At 55.6% G+C, this 18,418-nt stretch carries 16 protein-coding genes; 9 read left to right on the top strand and 7 right to left on the bottom strand.

The features are described 5' to 3' along the window. The first annotated feature begins 80 nt into the window (after positions 1-80). Positions 81-1,550, top strand: a complete 1,470-nt coding sequence (locus ACR42C_RS15410) for an amino acid permease (protein ID WP_061097614.1) — start codon at positions 81-83, stop codon at positions 1,548-1,550. A 223-nt stretch (positions 1,551-1,773) separates the two neighbouring features. Continuing rightward, positions 1,774-3,744 (top strand): catecholate siderophore receptor CirA, encoded by a 1,971-nt coding sequence (gene cirA / locus ACR42C_RS15405; RefSeq protein ID WP_479984297.1) that lies wholly within the window; start codon positions 1,774-1,776, stop codon positions 3,742-3,744. A gap of 66 nt (positions 3,745-3,810) precedes the next feature. Here cirA and fghA read toward each other — a convergent pair whose 3' ends face one another. Beyond that, positions 3,811-4,638, bottom strand: coding sequence for an S-formylglutathione hydrolase (fghA, locus tag ACR42C_RS15400; protein ID WP_479984296.1), 828 nt, complete (start codon positions 4,636-4,638; stop codon positions 3,811-3,813). Between the two features lie 138 nt (positions 4,639-4,776). Here fghA and ACR42C_RS15395 point away from each other — a divergent pair, with 138 nt between their 5' ends. The 7 genes from ACR42C_RS15395 (at position 4,777) to mglC (ending at position 12,970) form a co-directional block, all read left to right on the top strand. Further along, positions 4,777-5,925 carry a YbfB/YjiJ family MFS transporter gene (locus ACR42C_RS15395; protein WP_479984295.1) on the top strand — a complete coding sequence of 383 codons (1,149 nt, stop codon included), beginning with the start codon at positions 4,777-4,779 and terminating at the stop codon, positions 5,923-5,925. A 102-nt stretch (positions 5,926-6,027) separates the two neighbouring features. Continuing rightward, positions 6,028-6,696: a GTP cyclohydrolase I FolE gene (folE, locus tag ACR42C_RS15390; protein WP_116338692.1), complete on the top strand. Its 669-nt coding sequence runs from the start codon at positions 6,028-6,030 to the stop codon at positions 6,694-6,696. Between the two features lie 18 nt (positions 6,697-6,714). Next, the gene (yeiB, locus tag ACR42C_RS15385; protein WP_479984294.1) at positions 6,715-7,872 is read left to right on the top strand and encodes a DUF418 domain-containing protein YeiB; all 1,158 of its coding nucleotides are present in this window, start codon (positions 6,715-6,717) and stop codon (positions 7,870-7,872) included. Positions 7,873-8,027: 155 nt separating this feature from the next. Beyond that, entirely contained in the window at positions 8,028-9,050 is a 1,023-nt protein-coding gene (gene galS, locus ACR42C_RS15380; protein ID WP_061097619.1) for an HTH-type transcriptional regulator GalS, read from the top strand. Positions 9,051-9,345: 295 nt separating this feature from the next. Next, a complete protein-coding gene (gene mglB, locus ACR42C_RS15375; protein WP_116338698.1) occupies positions 9,346-10,344 on the top strand; it encodes a galactose/glucose ABC transporter substrate-binding protein MglB in 999 nt (332 codons plus the stop codon). 79 nt (positions 10,345-10,423) lie between these two features. Then, positions 10,424-11,944 carry a galactose/methyl galactoside ABC transporter ATP-binding protein MglA gene (gene mglA / locus ACR42C_RS15370; protein ID WP_163330238.1) on the top strand — a complete coding sequence of 507 codons (1,521 nt, stop codon included), beginning with the start codon at positions 10,424-10,426 and terminating at the stop codon, positions 11,942-11,944. 15 nt (positions 11,945-11,959) lie between these two features. Next, the gene (gene mglC / locus ACR42C_RS15365) at positions 11,960-12,970 is read left to right on the top strand and encodes a galactose/methyl galactoside ABC transporter permease MglC (protein ID WP_013097952.1); all 1,011 of its coding nucleotides are present in this window, start codon (positions 11,960-11,962) and stop codon (positions 12,968-12,970) included. Positions 12,971-13,019: 49 nt separating this feature from the next. Here the strand turns inward: mglC and ACR42C_RS15360 are convergent, their stop codons facing one another. The 6 genes from ACR42C_RS15360 to ACR42C_RS15335 form a co-directional block, all read right to left on the bottom strand. After that, positions 13,020-14,408, bottom strand: a complete 1,389-nt coding sequence (locus ACR42C_RS15360; protein ID WP_316379666.1) for a glutamine synthetase family protein — start codon at positions 14,406-14,408, stop codon at positions 13,020-13,022. 121 nt (positions 14,409-14,529) lie between these two features. Continuing rightward, on the bottom strand, positions 14,530-15,249 hold the full coding sequence (sanA, locus tag ACR42C_RS15355) for an outer membrane permeability protein SanA (RefSeq protein ID WP_028013857.1): 720 nt from the start codon (positions 15,247-15,249) through the stop codon (positions 14,530-14,532). A 126-nt stretch (positions 15,250-15,375) separates the two neighbouring features. Further along, the gene (gene cdd, locus ACR42C_RS15350) at positions 15,376-16,260 is read right to left on the bottom strand and encodes a cytidine deaminase (RefSeq protein ID WP_116338702.1); all 885 of its coding nucleotides are present in this window, start codon (positions 16,258-16,260) and stop codon (positions 15,376-15,378) included. A 129-nt stretch (positions 16,261-16,389) separates the two neighbouring features. Continuing rightward, complete coding sequence (locus ACR42C_RS15345; RefSeq protein WP_316379376.1) at positions 16,390-17,085, bottom strand: CidB/LrgB family autolysis modulator; 696 nt, start codon at positions 17,083-17,085, stop codon at positions 16,390-16,392. Next, the gene (locus ACR42C_RS15340) at positions 17,082-17,477 is read right to left on the bottom strand and encodes a CidA/LrgA family protein (RefSeq protein WP_014884558.1); all 396 of its coding nucleotides are present in this window, start codon (positions 17,475-17,477) and stop codon (positions 17,082-17,084) included. Before ACR42C_RS15340 ends, ACR42C_RS15345 begins: the two co-directional genes overlap by 4 nt. A gap of 184 nt (positions 17,478-17,661) precedes the next feature. After that, positions 17,662-18,372, bottom strand: coding sequence for a type 1 glutamine amidotransferase (locus ACR42C_RS15335; RefSeq protein ID WP_192983122.1), 711 nt, complete (start codon positions 18,370-18,372; stop codon positions 17,662-17,664). Positions 18,373-18,418: the final 46 nt, after the last annotated feature.

Here is an 18,418-nt window from a genome sequence, read left to right as displayed (position 1 = left end):
TAACAGGGTATTTCTGCCGGAAGGAACGGAGATCGTCTGCTACAATCGCGCCTCATTTATTAAATGGACAGCATTTTCACATGGTTTCAGAAACTAAAACCACAGAAGCGCCCACGCTACGTCGTGAACTCAAGGCGCGTCACCTGACGATGATCGCCATTGGCGGCTCCATCGGTACAGGTCTTTTCGTTGCCTCTGGCGCAACGATTTCGGCAGCCGGCCCGGGTGGGGCATTATTCTCTTATATCCTGATTGGCCTGATGGTTTACTTCCTGATGACCAGCCTGGGCGAACTGGCGGCATACATGCCGGTGTCAGGTTCGTTTTCGACCTACGGACAAAAATACGTTGAGGAAGGCTTCGGCTTCGCGCTGGGCTGGAACTACTGGTACAACTGGGCCGTCACTATCGCCGTTGACCTCGTTGCCGCACAGCTGGTGATGACCTGGTGGTTCCCGGACACGCCGGGCTGGATCTGGAGCGCCCTGTTCCTGGCCGTTATCTTCCTGCTGAACTACATCTCCGTGCGCGGTTTCGGCGAAGCGGAATACTGGTTCTCTTTGATCAAAGTGGCAACCGTCATCATCTTTATCGTCGTCGGTGTGGCGATGATCGTGGGGATTTTCAAAGGGGCTGAACCTGCGGGCTGGAGCAACTGGACGATAGGCGATGCGCCGTTTGCCGGGGGCTTCTCGGCGATGATTGGCGTGGCGATGATTGTCGGCTTCTCCTTCCAGGGAACGGAGCTGATTGGTATCGCGGCCGGTGAATCCGAGAACCCGGAGAAGAACATTCCGCGCGCGGTGCGTCAGGTGTTCTGGCGTATTCTGCTGTTCTACGTGTTCGCTATTTTGATTATCAGCCTGATCATTCCGTATACCGATCCAAGCCTGCTGCGTAATGACGTCAAAGACATCAGCGTCAGCCCTTTCACCCTGGTCTTCCAGCACGCAGGCCTGCTTTCTGCGGCGGCGGTAATGAACGCGGTGATCCTGACGGCGGTGCTGTCGGCGGGTAATTCCGGTATGTACGCGTCCACCCGTATGCTTTACACCCTGGCCTGCGACGGTAAAGCGCCGCGTATTTTCTCGAAACTGTCCCGCGGTGGCGTGCCGCGTAACGCGCTGTATGCCACCACGGTCATTGCGGGCCTCTGCTTCCTGACCTCTATGTTCGGCAACCAGACCGTGTACCTGTGGCTGCTTAATACCTCCGGCATGACGGGCTTTATCGCCTGGCTGGGCATTGCCATCAGCCACTACCGTTTCCGCCGCGGCTACGTTATGCAGGGTCACGACCTGAATAACCTCCCGTACCGTTCTGGCTTCTTCCCGCTGGGGCCGATTTTTGCCTTCATTCTGTGTCTGATTATTACCCTGGGACAGAACTATGAAGCTTTCCTTGCGGACACCATTGACTGGGGTGCCGTCACGGCCACCTATATTGGTATTCCGCTGTTCCTGGTCATCTGGTTCGGCTACAAACTGACGAAAGGAACCCGCTTCGTTCGCTACAGTGAAATGGATTTCCCGGAACGATTTAAACAATAACCGCGCTTCCTCTCTTTCAGCCCGCTCACTTGAGCGGGCTTTTTTATCTCCACAGTATGAACGGCAGATATAATTTTTAACAATTTAATTGATAATAATTATCGTTTGCTTTATCGTTATCAAAAATAAGCGTGCTACCGACCCACCGCAGATGTGGGCGGACAACAAGGCACTGTGAGCGATGATTTTTGATTGAGTTGTATTTACCTCATGGAGATATGGAATGTTTAGGTTGAATCCCGTCGTCAGGGGAGGACTATGCGCGTCCGCAATGTCCCTGGCACTGCCTGTCATCGCAGCGGAATCTGGCGACACAATGGTTGTAACGGCTTCCGCGACCGAGCAAAACCTGAAAGACGCACCGGCAAGTATCAGCGTGATTACCCAGGAAGATTTGCAGCGCAAACCCGTTCAGAACCTGAAAGATGTGTTACGGGATGTGCCGGGCGTACAGCTCACGAGCGAAGGGGACAACCGTAAAGGGGTAAGTATTCGCGGTCTGGACAGCAGCTACACGCTCATCCTGATCGACGGCAAGCGCGTAAACTCACGCAACGCGGTCTTCCGCCATAACGATTTCGACCTTAACTGGGTGCCGGTTGACGCCATCGAACGCATCGAAGTGGTCCGCGGACCGATGTCTTCTCTCTACGGCTCTGATGCTCTCGGCGGCGTGGTGAACATTATCACCAAAAAAATCGGCCAGAAGTGGACGGGCACCCTGAGCGCGGATTCTACCCTTCAGGAACATCGCGATCGTGGCGACACGTATAACGGTCAGTTTTATACCAGCGGTCCGCTGGTGGACGGCCTGCTGGGCCTGAAAGCCTACGGTAGCCTCGCGAAGCGTGAGAAAGACGGGCAGCAGAAATCCTCCACCACGGCGAGCGGTGAAACGCCGCGCATTGAGGGCTTCACCAGCCGTGATGCCAACGTGGAATTCGCCTGGACGCCAACAGAAAACCACGACTTCACTGCGGGCTACGGCTTTGACCGCCAGGATCGCGATTCAGACTCCCTAGACAAAAACCGCCTTGAGCGTCAGAACTACTCTCTCAGCCATAACGGCCGCTGGGGCGTCGGCAACAGCGAGCTGAAGGTTTACGGTGAGAAGGTGGATAACAAAAACCCGGGCAACAGCAATCCCATCACCTCCGAGAGCAACGCGGTAGACGGGAAATACGTGCTGCCGCTGGGCAACATTAATCAGCTGCTGACCTTTGGCGGCGAATGGCGTCACGATAAGCTGAAAGATCCGGTCAACCTGACGGGGGGCTCCAGCAGCAGTACGTCAACAAGCCAGTATGCGCTGTTCCTCGAAGACGAATGGCGTATCTTTGAGCCGCTGGCGCTGACCACCGGCATCCGTATGGATGACCATGATACCTACGGCGATCACTGGAGTCCGCGAGCCTATCTGGTCTATAACGCGACGGATACCGTGACGGTGAAAGGGGGCTGGGCAACCGCGTTTAAAGCGCCGTCGCTGCTGCAGCTGAGCCCGGACTGGGTCACCGGCTCGTGCCGCGGCGCCTGTGAGATTGTCGGTAACCCGGATCTGAAGCCGGAAACCAGCGAGAGCTTCGAGTTCGGTCTGTACTACAGCGGGGAAGAGGGCTGGTTAGAGGGCGTGCAGGCCAGCGTCACCACCTTCCAGAATAACGTGGACGACCGCATCAGCATCAGCCGTACGGCGAATGCAAAACAGGCGCAGAGCTACCCTAACTACGTTGGTCTGAACGCAGACGGCGAACCGATTTTCCGCTATTACAACGTCAACAAGGCGCGCATCCGTGGGGTGGAGACCGAAGTGAAGTTCCCGCTGGCGGAAGACTGGAAAGTGACGCTGAACTACACCTATAACGACGGTCGCGATATCAGCAACGGCGGCAACAAACCACTGTCCGAGCTGCCGTTCCATACGGCTAACGGGACCGTTGACTGGAAGGCGACGCAGGACTGGTCGTTCTATGTTCAGGGCAATTACACCGGCGAGAAGCGCGCGCTGACCAGCAGTGCACCAACGCCGGGTGGCTATGTCATCTGGAACACCGGCGCGGCGTGGCAGGCGACGAAAAGCGTGAAGCTGCGCGCGGGCGTGCAGAACCTGCTGGATAAAGACCTGAGCCGTGACGATTACAGCTACACGGAAGATGGCCGTCGCTACTTTGTGGGCGTGGATTATAAGTTCTGATGCAACGAGGGTAAAAGCGAACGTAGGCCGGGTAAGGCGAAGCCGCCACCCGGCAATGACGCGCACTTACCCAAACAAATGCTCCGCATGGAAGCGGAGATGATCCTCGATAAAGGACGCCATAAAGTAATAGCTGTGATCGTATCCCGGCTGAATGCGCAGCGTCAGCGGCCATTCCTTCTGGCGTGCCGCCTCAGCCAACACCGCAGGCTGTAGCTGTCCGGCGAGGAACTGATCCGCATCGCCCTGATCGATAAGCATCGGGATCGCGCTCGCCGAATCGCTTGCCAGCATCAGCGCGCAGCTGTCCCATTCCTGCCATTTCTCGGCATCCTCACCCAGATAGTGTGTGAAAGCTTTTTGTCCCCACGGCACCTGCGTTGGGTTCACAATCGGCGCGAACGCAGAGACGCTGACGTATTTCCCCGGGTTTTTCAGCGCCATGATGAGCGCCCCGTGTCCGCCCATGGAGTGTCCGCTGATGGCGCAGCGGTCGCTTACCGCAAATTCAGCCTTGATCAGCGCAGGCAGCTCGTCGCGAATATAGTCGTACATGCGGTAATGGCTCGCCCACGGCTGTTCGGTGGCGTTGAGATAAAATCCTGCGCCTTTACCTAAATCGTACCCGGCATCGTCCGCCACATCATCGCCGCGCGGGCTGGTATCAGCCATCACCAGCGCAATGCCCAGCTCGGCGGCAATACGCTGTGCGCCCGCTTTGGTGGTGAAGTTTTCGTCGTTGCAGGTCAGGCCTGACAGCCAGAACAGAACCGGCGGATTTTCCGTCGGCGGCAGGAAAATGCTGAACGTCATGGTGCAGTTCAGCGTGGTGGAGTCGTGCCTCCAGCGCTGCTGTCGACCTTCAAAACAACGGTGCTCTTCGAGCAGTTCCATGCAGGGCTCCTTAATGAGAATAGCTATTCATTAGAGCCATAATACAGCGTTTTCATTTACCTGTGAGCAACTTTCACTTTCGCGGAACGGCGAGATGCTGCATCATAAATTTACTTTTTTTTAACAATTGGAGCGGTCATGGCGCTGCGTATTGCGCTTAGTGGGTTTGTCGTTCTGGTGGTGGCGATGGGGATAGGGCGCTTTGCCTTTACCCCTCAGGTGCCGCTGATGATTGCCGCCGGGCAACTCACGCTGACCAGCGCGGGCCTGGTGGCGGCGATGAATTATCTGGGCTATCTGGTGGGCGCATGGGATGCCATGCGCGCGCACCGCTTTGTTGAAACGCGACTCTGGCTTGGCATCACCGGCGCGGTTGCGTTGACCCTGCTCTCCGCCGCGGCGGATAACGCCGTCGTGCACGGCCTGCTGCGCTTTGTGATTGGCTGCATGAGCGGCTGGTCAATGGTGCTGATTGCTGCCTGGACCAACGAGCGGCTGGGACAGCTGGGTAAACCGGGGCTCAGTGCGGCTGTCTTTGCCGGGCCCGGGGCAGGTATCGCCCTGAGCGGTCTGCTCGCGGTTTATATTCAGGCGAAATCCCTTTCGGCCGGTGCGGCATGGCAAATCTACGGCGTGCTGGCGCTGGTACTGGTTGCGCTGGTGGCGCGCTATCTGCCGCGTTCCGGGCAGCTTCATCGACCCGGCACCGCGCCAGAGCCGCTGGTGCTGACGACGGATTTAAGGCGCCTGGTCTGGAGCTACAGCCTGGCGGGATTTGGCTATATCCTCCCGGCGACCTTCCTTTCGCAAATGGCGGCAGTGCGCTTTCCCGGCAGCCTGTTTGCCCAGTTTGTCTGGCCGATTTTTGGTGCCGCCGCCGTGGTGGGAATTGCGCTCAGCATTCTTTTGCGCCACACCTCAACGGCTAACCGCAGGCTGGCCATCGTGCTGTGGTTACAGGGAGCTGGCGTGCTGGCGGCCTGGCTGCTGCCGGGCATTGGCGGCTTGCTGGCGGGCGGGCTGCTGGTGGGAGGCGGGTTCCTCTGCGCGGTGCAGCTCTCACTTTTATACGGCCGCGAGCTGGCACCGCACCACACGCGCTATATGGCGGGGCTGCTCACCACCGGGTATGCCATTGGGCAATTGATTGGTCCGGTGACCTCGGCGGTATCAACCTGGCTAACCCATCGGCTGGAGCCTGCGCTGGGGCTGGCGGGCGTTGCGCTGTTTGTCGCCGGTGCCCTGGTCTGGAATCGCCACGCTGAAAGGCAACAGCAATTGCAATAATTATCGTCGTGAATACTGGATTATGTGCGTCGCCTCACGCACAATGAGCGCATACTTTTGCCACAACGAGGGCAAAAGACGCCACACCTGCAGGAGAACAAAATGTCATCACTCAGTAAAGAAGCTGCCCTGGTCCACGAAGCCCTGCTCGCGCGCGGTCTTGAAACGCCACTGCGTCCGCCGGTTCAGGATATGGACAATGAAACCCGTAAGAAACTGATTTCCGGGCATATGACCGAGATCATGCAACTGCTGAATCTCGATCTGAGCGATGACAGCCTGATGGAAACGCCTAAGCGTATCGCGAAAATGTACGTTGACGAAATTTTCTCCGGACTGGATTACGCCAACTTCCCGAAAATTACCGTCATCGAAAACAAGATGAAGGTGGACGAGATGGTCACGGTACGGGATATCACCCTGACCAGCACCTGCGAGCATCATTTCGTGACCATCGACGGCAAAGCGACCGTGGCGTATATCCCGAAAGATACGGTGATTGGTCTGTCGAAGATCAACCGTATTGTGCAGTTCTTCGCGCAGCGCCCGCAGGTTCAGGAGCGTCTGACGCAGCAGATCCTGATCGCGCTGCAAACGCTGCTGGGTACCAATAACGTGGCGGTCTCCATTGACGCGGTTCATTACTGCGTGAAAGCCCGCGGCGTGCGTGATGCGACCAGTGCGACCACCACCACCTCGCTGGGCGGCCTGTTTAAATCGAGCCAGAACACCCGCCAGGAGTTCCTGCGCGCCGTGCGTCACCACAACTAATCAAACAGGGCAGGGACCATGGAGCGAAACGTCACGCTCGATTTTGTCCGCGGCGTCGCCATACTGGGTATCCTGCTGCTGAACATCAGCGCCTTCGGTCTGCCGAAGGCCGCTTACCTCAATCCCGCCTGGTACGGCGACATCACCCGAAGCGATGCCTGGACGTGGGCGCTCCTCGATCTGTTTGCCCAGGTTAAATTCCTCACGCTTTTTGCGCTGCTGTTCGGCGCGGGCCTGCAGCTTCTGCTCAAACGCGGCACACGCTGGATCCAGTCGCGCTTAACGCTGCTGGTCATCCTCGGGTTTATCCACGGCCTGTTCTTCTGGGATGGTGATATTCTTCTCGCTTATGGGTTAGTCGGGCTGATCTGCTGGCGGCTCATTCGCGACGCGCACAGCGTGAAAAGCCTGTTTAACACCGGCGTGATGCTCTATCTCATGGGGCTCTGCGTTCTGTTTTTGCTGGGGCTGATCTCCGGTGATGCGACAAACCGTTCCTGGATCCCGGATGCCGCTAACCTGCAGTACGAACAGTACTGGAAGCTGAAAGGCGGTACGGAAGCGATAAGCAACCGCGCGGGTATGCTGGGCGACAATCTGCTTGCCCTGGGGGCGCAATACGGCTGGCAGCTGGCGGGCATGATGCTGATGGGGGCGTCACTGATGCGCACCGGCTGGCTGAAAGGGGAGTTTAGCCTGCGTCACTACCGCCGCACCGGGGCGGGGCTAGTTCTGATCGGCGTGCTGATTAATCTTCCGGCGGTGATTGCGCAGTGGCACCTTCACTGGGATTACCGCTGGTGCGCGTTTCTGCTCCAGGTGCCGCGTGAGCTCAGCGCGCCGTTCCAGACCATCGGCTATGCGGCGCTGATCTATGGTTTCTGGCCGCAGCTCTCTCGTCTGTGGATCGTCAGCGCCGTGGCCTGCGTAGGCCGTATGGCGTTAAGCAATTACCTCCTGCAAACGCTTCTCTGCACCACGCTTTTCTATCGCTTTGGCCTGTTTATGAAATTCGACCGCCTCGGGCTGCTGGCGTTTGTTATTCCGGTCTGGGTGGTTAACCTGGCGTTTTCTGTTATCTGGCTGCGTTATTTCCGCCAGGGGCCGCTGGAGTGGGTGTGGCGTCAGTTAACCGCACATGCTTCAGGGGTATCATTGAATAATACATCCAGATAACGATCTGGATCACAATCATTAACAAAACGGATGTAAGCGTTTTCATGAGTGTGACCTTCTTCACGTAGTCCCCTTTCGCTCGCTGCCAAAATAGCCACCTTGCTAAACACAGGGGGTGTCTGTGAGTTGCTGCAATCCTTTGAAGGATGGTGAATATGATCACCATTCGTGACGTCGCCCGTCTGGCGGGCGTTTCTGTGGCTACCGTCTCCCGCGTGCTGAACAACAGCGCGCTGGTCAGCCCTGAAACCCGTGAAACCGTAATGAAAGCCGTGACCCAGCTCGGATACCGACCAAATGCCAATGCCCAGGCGCTTGCAACGCAGGTCAGCGATACCATCGGCGTGGTGGTGATGGATGTCTCGGACGCCTTTTTCGGTGCGCTGGTAAAAGCGGTCGATGTGGTCGCCCAGCAGCATCAGAAATATGTGCTGATTGGCAACAGCTATCACGAGGCGGAAAAGGAGCGTTATGCGATTGAAGTGCTGATCCGCCAGCGCTGCAACGCTCTGATTGTTCACTCAAAAGCCTTAAGCGATGAAGAGCTGGCCGGGTTTATGGAGCAGATCCCGGGTATGGTACTGATCAACCGCATCGTCCCGGGCTATGCCCATCGCTGTGTCGGGCTGGATAACGTCAGCGGCGCCATGATGGCCACCAAAATGCTGATCAATAACGGCCATCAGCGGATCGGCTATCTGGCGTCCAGCCATCAAATTGAAGATGACGCATTGCGGCGTGAGGGGTGGCAAAACGCCCTGAAAGAGCACGGCATTACGCCATCAGAAAGCTGGATCGGCACCGGAACGCCGGACATGCAGGGCGGTGAAGCGGCAATGGTGGAATTGCTGGGCCGAAATCTGCAGCTTTCCGCGGTGTTTGCCTATAACGACAGCATGGCCGCGGGCGCGCTGACTGCGCTGAAGGATAACGGCATTGCGGTGCCACAGCATTTGTCATTGATTGGTTTCGATGATATTCCGATTGCCCGTTACACCGACCCGCAGCTCACCACGGTGCGCTATCCCATTGCTTCTATGGCGAAACTGGCGACCGAGCTGGCGCTACAGGGAGCGGCAGGGCTGCTGGATCCAGGGGCAACGCACTGCTTCATGCCGACGCTGGTGCGTCGTCATTCCGTCGCGGCCCGGCAAATTGTGGTTCCGATCACTAACTGATTACATCAGGTGATGTAACCGTTTTCAATCTGTGAGTAAATTCACAGTATCTTAACAAGGCGCTGACTATGATGTCAGCGTTTTAGGGGCTGAAACGCTATGTAACGGTGATTATTCACTTTCACTATAGCCAATGTGCCGCAAACAACGAATAAAACGCATTTCTGGAGCGTTACCGACCACGGAAGATAGAAATTTTATAAGTGAACGTCGGCTGTCAGTAACGTTTTATTAACACCTGCCTGCCGATCGTTATTCACAAGAACTACCCTGCATAAAAAAAACCGGAGATACCATGAATAAGAAGGTGTTGACCCTGTCTGCTGTAATGGCAAGCATGCTTTTTGGTGCAGCAGCGCACGCTGCGGATACCCGTATTGGTGTGACCATCTATAAATACGACGACAACTTCATGTCTGTTGTGCGTAAAGCGATTGAGAAAGATGCGAAAGCAGCGCCAGACGTACAGCTGCTGATGAATGACTCCCAGAACGACCAGTCCAAACAGAACGATCAGATCGACGTTCTGCTGGCAAAAGGCGTTAAGGCTCTGGCGATCAACCTGGTTGACCCGGCGGCAGCAGGCACGGTTATCGAGAAAGCGCGCGGCCAGAATGTGCCAATCGTCTTCTTTAACAAAGAACCTTCCCGTAAGGCGCTGGACAGCTATGACAAAGCGTATTACGTCGGTACTGACTCCAAAGAGTCCGGCATTATTCAGGGCGATCTGATCGCGAAACACTGGGCGGCGAACCCGAACTGGGACCTGAACAAAGACGGTCAGATTCAGTTCGTGCTGCTGAAAGGTGAGCCTGGCCACCCGGATGCTGAAGCCCGTACCACTTACGTTATCAAAGAGCTGAACGACAAGGGCCTGAAAACCCAGCAGCTGGCGTTAGATACCGCGATGTGGGATACCGCTCAGGCGAAAGATAAGATGGACGCGTGGCTGTCCGGCCCGAACGCTAACAAAATCGAAGTCGTCATTGCCAACAACGATGCGATGGCAATGGGTGCAATTGAAGCGCTCAAAGCCCACAATAAATCTTCCATCCCGGTATTTGGCGTGGATGCTCTGCCAGAAGCGCTGGCGCTGGTTAAATCTGGCGCGATGGCCGGTACCGTTCTGAACGATGCCAACAACCAGGCGAAAGCGACCTTCGATCTGGCGAAAAACCTCGCCGATGGTAAAGGCGCGGCGGATGGCACCAGCTGGAAAATTGACAACAAAATCGTTCGCGTGCCTTACGTGGGCGTAGACCAGTCCAACCTGGCTGAGTTTATCGGTAAATAAGCAATCTACATTGTCTTCACTGGGCGCAACCTGTTGCGCCCTTTTATAACGCGATATGCGAGGCCAACAAGGTATAATTATGGTCAGCACAACTACTCAGTCAACCGGTGAATACTTGTTGGAAATGAACGGTATTAACAAGTCATTTCCCGGTGTTAAGGCACTCGATAATGTTAATTTAAAAGTCCGGCCTCACTCTATTCATGCATTAATGGGGGAGAACGGTGCGGGTAAATCAACATTATTAAAATGTCTTTTTGGGATCTATCAAAAAGATTCTGGCAGCATTCTTTTTCAGGGGAAAGAGATCGATTTCCATTCAGCAAAAGAAGCACTGGAAAACGGTATCTCAATGGTTCACCAGGAATTAAACCTGGTACTGCAACGCTCGGTGATGGATAACATGTGGTTGGGTCGTTACCCAACCAAAGGTGTCTTTGTCGATCAGGACAAAATGTATCGCGACACCAAAGCAATTTTTGATGAGCTGGATATTGATATCGATCCGCGCGCCCGCGTGGGGACATTATCCGTCTCTCAAATGCAGATGATCGAAATTGCCAAAGCGTTCTCCTATGACGCGAAAATCGTCATCATGGACGAACCCACCTCGTCTTTAACGGAAAAAGAGGTTAACCACCTTTTTACCATTATTCGTAAGCTGAAAGATCGCGGCTGCGGCATTGTGTACATCTCGCATAAAATGGAAGAGATCTTCCAGCTGTGCGATGAAATTACCATCCTGCGCGACGGCCAGTGGATTGCAACGCAGCCGCTGGAAGGGCTGGACATGGACAAGATCATCGCTATGATGGTCGGCCGCTCTCTGAACCAGCGCTTCCCGGACAAAGAGAACAGGCCGGGCGAAGTGATCCTGGAAGTGCGCAATCTGACCTCGCTGCGTCAGCCGTCCATTCGTGATGTTTCTTTCGACCTGCACAAAGGGGAAATTCTGGGCATTGCCGGCCTGGTGGGGGCAAAGCGTACCGACATTGTGGAAACCCTGTTTGGCATCCGCGAGAAAGCCGAAGGCACCATCACGCTGCACGGAAAGAAAATTAACAACCACAATGCCAACGAAGCCATTAATAACGGTTTTGCGCTGGTGACGGAAGAGCGTCGTTCGACCGGTATTTATGCTTATCTGGATATTAACTTTAACTCGTTAATCTCTAATATCCGTAATTACAAAAACAAAGTCGGGCTGCTGGATAACTCCCGCATGAAGAGCGATACCCAATGGGTAATTGACTCCATGCGCGTGAAAACACCGGGCCACCGTACCCAAATTGGTTCGCTTTCTGGCGGTAACCAGCAGAAAGTCATTATCGGCCGTTGGCTATTAACCCAGCCTGAAATTCTGATGCTGGATGAACCGACCCGCGGTATTGACGTCGGCGCGAAGTTTGAAATTTATCAGCTGATTGCCGAGCTGGCGAAAAAGAATAAAGGGATCATTATTATTTCTTCCGAAATGCCGGAACTGTTAGGGATCACGGACCGTATTCTGGTTATGAGCAATGGTCTCGTTGCCGGTATTGTTGACACCAAAACGACAACGCAAAACGAAATTTTGCGTCTTGCGTCTTTGCACCTTTAAGATCAGGGGCTCCTCATGAGTGCGTTAAATAAAAAAAGTTTTCTCACTTACCTGAAAGAAGGCGGTATTTACGTTGTTCTTTTAGTTCTGCTCGCCATTATTATTTTCCAGGACCCTACGTTCTTAAGCCTGCTGAACCTGAGTAACATTCTGACCCAGTCCTCCGTGCGTATCATCATCGCGCTGGGCGTGGCGGGCCTTATCGTCACCCAGGGGACGGACCTGTCTGCCGGTCGTCAGGTCGGCCTGGCGGCGGTTATTGCGGCAACCCTGCTGCAGTCGATGGAAAACGCCAACAAGGTGTTCCCGGAAATGGCGACCATGCCGATTTTCGTGGTGATTCTGATCGTCTGCGCCATCGGGGCGGTGATTGGCCTGATCAACGGTATCATCATCGCTTACCTGAACGTGACACCATTTATCACCACCCTGGGTACGATGATCATCGTTTACGGCATCAACTCCCTCTACTACGACTTTGTGGGTGCGTCACCGATTTCGGGCTTTGACAGCGGCTTCTCGACCTTTACGCAAGGGTTTATCGCGCTGGGCAGCTTCCGCCTGTCGTATATCACCTTCTATGCGCTGATTGCGGTGGCGTTCGTCTGGATCCTGTGGAACAAAACGCGTTTTGGTAAAAACATCTTCGCAATCGGCGGTAACCCGGAAGCGGCGAAAGTCTCCGGCGTAAACGTTGCCCTGAACCTGCTGATGATTTACGCGCTGTCCGGTGTGTTCTACGCCTTCGGTGGAATGCTGGAAGCGGGCCGCATCGGCTCCGCAACCAACAACCTTGGCTTCATGTACGAGCTGGATGCAATTGCTGCCTGCGTCGTCGGCGGCGTCTCCTTCAGCGGCGGCGTGGGTACCGTGCTTGGCGTGGTGACCGGTGTGATCATTTTCACCGTCATCAACTATGGCCTGACCTACATCGGCGTGAACCCGTACTGGCAGTACATCATCAAGGGCGCCATCATTATCTTCGCTGTGGCGCTGGATTCACTGAAGTACGCACGCAAGAAGTAATCGCTCCTCGCGTTACGCGGCCCGCTCACCGAGCGGGCTTTTTTATGCCCTACGCCAGATGTGACTCTTCGCGGGTCACAACGCTCTCAAACCAGTCGAGCTCTGAAAGCTTACAGGCCACCCACTGTTCGCAAAAGGCGTCACCCAGGCTGTCGGTAAGGTACTGACAGCGGGAAAATGTCTCGATTGCTTCCTGCTGAAACAGCGGCAGGGTGGGTTCATCATGCTGCGGTTCAGGCAAATCGTCCTCGTCGATATTTTCCAGCCCGTACAGCATGCCGGTCAGGATCGTGGCGGCGACCAGATAGGGATTGGCGTCCGCCCCGGCCAGCCGGTACTCAATGCGGCGGTTGCTGTCCTCCGAACAGGGAATACGCAATGCGGCGGAGCGGGTGTTATAGCCCCAGGAGTTAAAGACGGGTTCCGTCAGGTTTTTACGCAGGCGACGAAACGCGTTAACTCCAGGCGCAAGGATGGCGATAGAGGCGGGCATCAGCGCCAGCTGCCCGGCGATGCACAAACGCATCATGCTGTTAAGCGCGTTCACCGGAGAAGCAAAAACGTTTTCGCCGCGACTGTTATTCAGGCTGAAATGGAAGTGTAAACCGCTGCCGGCCAGCTGGCTGAAAGGCTTAGCCATAAAGTTGGCCTGCAGGCCGTGCTTTTCGGCTACGTAACGGGTCATTCGGCGCAGGGCAAGCACGTTATCGCAGACCTCAATGACGCGATGGCTGTGCTTCAGGTTTAATTCGTACTGACCGGATTCGGCTTCCGCCACGATCCCGGACAGCGGGATGCGCTGAAGGTGTGCCAGCTGTTCCAGCTCGTCAAACAGTGCCGCATGGGTTGTTGAGGTATCCATATGAAAACACCCCTGATTTTGCGGATCCCGATCGCGTTGACCCGTCAGATAGAATTCGATTTCCGGAGCAATCACCGGATAGAGCCCGTGCTGGTGGAAGCGGGACAGGACGTTCTGCAGGATGACTCGTGGCTCCAGCGGGCAGGGTTTATCGTCGCTGTCTTGCATCGTCAGCAGGATCTGCGCGTTGTGCTGCGGATCCTGCGGGCAGGGGCGCAGGGAACCGGCGACGGGGAGGCAGAGTCGGTCCGGTTCATCATGAAGCGGGGCGGCGATTTTTCCTTTCTGATCCATAGAGTAGACGGAGAGGGGAAAGTAACAGCCTTTTTCCAGCGCCAGCATGCTCTCTACCGGGAGCCGCTTGCCGCGCATAATGCCGTTGATATCGTTCAGGTAAACGTCAATATGTTTCGTCTGCGGGTAACGTTCGAGATAATCCGCGACTTCGACCGAAACGTTGTGCTGCAGCGCGTCAATTTTTTCATCAAGCCAAAGGCCGGAATTGAGTGCGCCAGGAAGCGATAAACCGGGAAAGTTAAAATAGGGACGGAGACTTTTCAGGAAAAACGCATTCATTATCGAGTTCATAGTCATTCTTCAATGAAGCCGTAGCGGCAGTGAACTCAGCATAAAGGGGGCGGCGTAAAGGGGGGATAAAAAGCGTCAGGCCCGGCGTAAAGAAAGTATAAAGGCGAGGCTATTTTTTCTCTTTTTTCTGCATATCAAGCAGTTGCTCCGGGGTGACGGCCGGGTAACCCTGCGCGTCTTCCGGTACTTCATGCATCGCCGGGATCGGCACCAGCGGGCCGAGGAAGCGCGGTTCGCGTTTGAAAATGTAGAGGTCTGCCAGAGCGCCAAAACGCGCGCCGAACTCGCGGACGCGCACGCTCAGCATATCTTTTGGCGACGGCACGGCGTAACACTGCGCCTGAATGCCCATATGCAGCGCGATAAACAGCGCGCGCTCGCAGTGGAAGCGCTGAGTGATGATGATGAAGTCGTTGGTGTCGAAGACTTTGCGCGTACGCACGATGGAGTCCAGGGTGCGGAATCCGGCGTAGTCGAGCACGATATCTGCAGGATCGACGCCAGCGGCAATCAAATCCTTCCGCATCGTCACCGGCTCATTATAGCTTTGCAGGGCGTTATCGCCGCTTAGCAGCAGGTAGTTCACCTTGCCGCTATTGTAGGCGTTCAGCGCGCCCTGAATGCGGTAGCGGTAGTACTGGTTGATCACCCCGGTGCGGTAATACTTGGCGGTGCCGAGCACCACGCCAACCTGACGATAGGGCAGGTCCTGCAGATCGTCAAAGATGTAGGGGGCGGTTTTCCAGCTCATCCAGCGGTCGAGACCCAGCACGATAAACAGCAGTATGCCGACCAGGACAGACAGGCTGTAAAAAACGCGCTTTAACATGGAGATGGCTCGTTCGTGGATGAAATTTAACTCAGGCTACTTTACCCGCCTGGTTAGCGCAAGAAACAGCGACTCAACTGAGGGGTTTTTCAGCAACGTGGCGGACATTTCTGTCCGCCGGAAGGTTTATGCCAGCAGGACGCGGTCGATCGTCGTGCAGCCTAACGCCTTGAGCGTCGCGGCGGTGGCATCCCACTGGATCAGTGGCGCATCGGCTTTTTCGGCCAGAATGGCGCGCTGAATGTCCGGATAATCGTAGCCGTTCAGGCTCAGCAGGTTGAGCGCGCCCTGTAGTGGCGGCAGCGTTGGGTTAAACGCGGCGTTTTCCGCATAGCTGCCGGTGAAGATACGGCCGTCGCGGCACTGCAGCGCCACGCCGCTCGGGGATTTGCTGTAAGGCGTGTGGCTTTTGTTCGCCGCGCGAATGGCCGCCTGGTTCAGGTCATCGCCGGACAGGGCGAAACCGTGATCCTGCTCGTCCATCAGCAACGTTTTGATCTCCAGATCTTTCGGGCCAAAGGCGTCAGGCAGGTAATCGCCCAGCGTGTGCGGTGCGCGTCCCGGCAGGTTGATGCGCAGCTGCAGCCCGCTGTTCAGCTCGTTCATAAACTGACGGCAGTGGCCGCAGGGGGTGTAGTTAACGGTAATGGCGCTCAGGGCTTTCTCACCGCGCAGCCAGGCGTGGCTGATGGCGCTCTGCTCGGCGTGAACGGTCTGCTGCATGGTCGCGCCCAGGAACTCCATATTGCCGCCGAAGTACCAGGTACCGCTGATGCCGCGCGCAATGGCCCCGACGTTAAAGTGGGAGAGATCGGCCCGCGCGCAGGCGGCAGCCAGGGGAAGCAGTGCGAAAGCCAGCGCGTCTTCGTCCAGTCCCGTTGCCTGTTTCAGCACCGTGACCTGCTCCGCGGTCAGCAGGGCGGGGAAGTGTGCATCTGCCAGAACGGGAGCAAGGGCTGACTGCAAATTCTCTGCAAGCTGGGCGAAGGCAGCTTGAAAACGTGGGTGCATGGCGTTTGCCTCATAAAGGTTAATGGATCGGTAGTTTACGGAGCCGTTAGGGCTTTATATGTGATCCACTTCTCATTATGTATGCAACTTATGAAATCAAAATGAAATTTGCGCGACGCATCGCAAATTTTAGCCCATCACCGCCAGAATCAGCGGGAAAATGAACGGGGCCAGCAGGGAGGTGATAATTCCGCAGATCACCAAAGCCAGCGAGCTAAACGCCCCTTCCTGATAATCCAGCTCCGCGCAGCGGGCAGTGCCCAGGGCGTGGGAGGCGGTCCCCATCGACAGTCCCCGTGCCGCTTTAGTATGAATACGCATCCCGTTCAGCAGGGTGTGACCAAACACCGCACCGAGAATACCGACGAAAATGACGCACATCGCGCTGATGGCCGGGATCCCGCCGAGGCTGCCACCGACAGCCATCGCGATAGGTGTGGTCACCGATTTTGGCAGAATAGAGGCGGCAATCTGCGGCGAGGCCCCCATCAACAGCGCTACCGACGTGCCGGTGATCATCGCCACCAGGCTGCCCACAAAACAGATGGTAATGATGGATTTCCAGCGGGCGCGGATCTGGTGGAGCTGCTCATATAAAGGAAAGGCGAGCGCCACAACGGCAGGCTGCAGCAGGTCGTTTAAAATTTTGCTGCCGGCAAAGTAGCGTTCATAAGGAATGTCGGTGAGCAGCAGGAACGGAATAATGACCACCATCGCCACCAGCAGCGGGTTCAGCAACGGCATTTTGAAACGTGCGGCAAGCTTGCGCGCGGCGAAGAACACCGCCAGGGTTAGCGGCAGCGACCACCAGATATTAGCCATCATTTTTTTGTTTTCTCCCCGATCACGTTGCGTTCGCCATGCACCAGATGCGAACTCCAGCTCACCACCAGGAAAACCACCAGCGTACTGACCGCGCATGAGACCACAATCGGGCCGAACTGGGCTTTGAGCAAATCAAAATACTGCATAACCCCGACGCCGATTGGCACGAAAAGCAGCGCCATATAGCGAATGAGGACGAAGCAGCCGGGGTTGACCCATTTTGCGGGCAGGATTTGCAGCGCCAGCAAAACAAAGAGGATTAGCATGCCGATAATGCTGCCGGGAATGGTGATGGGCAGCAGCGACGCGATGAAAATCCCGGCATACAGGCAGGCGTAAATCAGGACGAATGCGCGCAGATATTGCCAGATAATGTTCAATGATTTGCTCATGGTGATAGTCCTTGCTGAAACGCATTCATCATACAATTAAACCTAAAAATGTGCCACGGATCACATCATGAAATTTGAGCATACCAGACATTCCGGAATGGAACGTCCGGTATCACCGCACAGGGGCAGGCTACAGTTTAGAGGAAAGGGAGTGCGGTGGCGAAGTGACGAGCCAGAGAATGCATCAGCGCAGGGCGGTCAGTTTATCGAGAAAAGAAAACAGCACCTGATTCATTTCGCGATAATCATGCGAGCGTAGTTTTTCCGCCGTTTCGACAAAACGAAATTCATCCGCACGGCGGAGATCGTTCTGCGAATGTTCAATCAGCAACTCAACGACCTCCGCCGTCAGTTCCATATGGCACTGAAAACCGTAAACCCGTTCGCCATATTGCACGATCTGACGGGGACAGCCCTCGCTGTAAGCGAGCACCTTAGCCTGTGGCGTCAACCCTGGCATGTCGTTATGCCAGTGACCGACGCTCAGCTCGTGGCCAAAATTCTCAAACAGCGGGTTCGCCTTGCCTGCATCTGTGAGCCTGACGGGAAATTTACCGATCTCTTTTTCCGGGCTTTGGCAAAACCCTGCGCCCAGCGCTTCACCGATAAGCTGCGAGCCCAGACAAACGCCAATCACCGTTTTACCCGCCCCTATTGCGCGGCCGATGAGTCGCATTTCCGCCTGCGCATCAAACCAGGGGCACTCCTCAAGCGTGGTGGCGGGTGACTGCGGGCCTCCCATGATGATAAGCAAGTCCGTGCTCTCCAGGTCTTCGGGTAACGGATCGCCCTGATAAACTCTGGAGTAGCTCAGGCTACAGCCGCGATTTTTCCCCCAGATTTCATAGGCGCCTGGCGCTTCGAAATGTTCATGAATGATAAAATGAATGTGCATTGCGTCTCTCTCCGGTTACGTGTACAAGCAGCATCATAAGAGGAAG

It is taken from the genome of Enterobacter sp. MG-EB028 (assembly GCF_056673305.1).
Note: the sequence above shows the minus strand (reverse complement) of the source record. Positions and strands in the feature narration are given on the sequence as shown.

Excerpts from the sequence above, each read along its gene's own strand:
- ACR42C_RS15410 (WP_061097614.1), top strand. The coding sequence starts at position 81 with ATGGTTTCAGAAACTAAAACCACAGAAGCGCCCACGCTACGTCGTGAA.
- cirA (WP_479984297.1), top strand. The coding sequence starts at position 1,774 with ATGTTTAGGTTGAATCCCGTCGTCAGGGGAGGACTATGCGCGTCCGCA.
- fghA (WP_479984296.1), bottom strand. The coding sequence starts at position 4,638 with ATGGAACTGCTCGAAGAGCACCGTTGTTTTGAAGGTCGACAGCAGCGC.
- ACR42C_RS15395 (WP_479984295.1), top strand. The coding sequence starts at position 4,777 with ATGGCGCTGCGTATTGCGCTTAGTGGGTTTGTCGTTCTGGTGGTGGCG.
- folE (WP_116338692.1), top strand. The coding sequence starts at position 6,028 with ATGTCATCACTCAGTAAAGAAGCTGCCCTGGTCCACGAAGCCCTGCTC.
- yeiB (WP_479984294.1), top strand. The coding sequence starts at position 6,715 with ATGGAGCGAAACGTCACGCTCGATTTTGTCCGCGGCGTCGCCATACTG.
- galS (WP_061097619.1), top strand. The coding sequence starts at position 8,028 with ATGATCACCATTCGTGACGTCGCCCGTCTGGCGGGCGTTTCTGTGGCT.
- mglB (WP_116338698.1), top strand. The coding sequence starts at position 9,346 with ATGAATAAGAAGGTGTTGACCCTGTCTGCTGTAATGGCAAGCATGCTT.
- mglA (WP_163330238.1), top strand. The coding sequence starts at position 10,424 with ATGGTCAGCACAACTACTCAGTCAACCGGTGAATACTTGTTGGAAATG.
- mglC (WP_013097952.1), top strand. The coding sequence starts at position 11,960 with ATGAGTGCGTTAAATAAAAAAAGTTTTCTCACTTACCTGAAAGAAGGC.
- ACR42C_RS15360 (WP_316379666.1), bottom strand. The coding sequence starts at position 14,408 with ATGAATGCGTTTTTCCTGAAAAGTCTCCGTCCCTATTTTAACTTTCCC.
- sanA (WP_028013857.1), bottom strand. The coding sequence starts at position 15,249 with ATGTTAAAGCGCGTTTTTTACAGCCTGTCTGTCCTGGTCGGCATACTG.
- cdd (WP_116338702.1), bottom strand. The coding sequence starts at position 16,260 with ATGCACCCACGTTTTCAAGCTGCCTTCGCCCAGCTTGCAGAGAATTTG.
- ACR42C_RS15345 (WP_316379376.1), bottom strand. The coding sequence starts at position 17,085 with ATGATGGCTAATATCTGGTGGTCGCTGCCGCTAACCCTGGCGGTGTTC.
- ACR42C_RS15340 (WP_014884558.1), bottom strand. The coding sequence starts at position 17,477 with ATGAGCAAATCATTGAACATTATCTGGCAATATCTGCGCGCATTCGTC.
- ACR42C_RS15335 (WP_192983122.1), bottom strand. The coding sequence starts at position 18,372 with ATGCACATTCATTTTATCATTCATGAACATTTCGAAGCGCCAGGCGCC.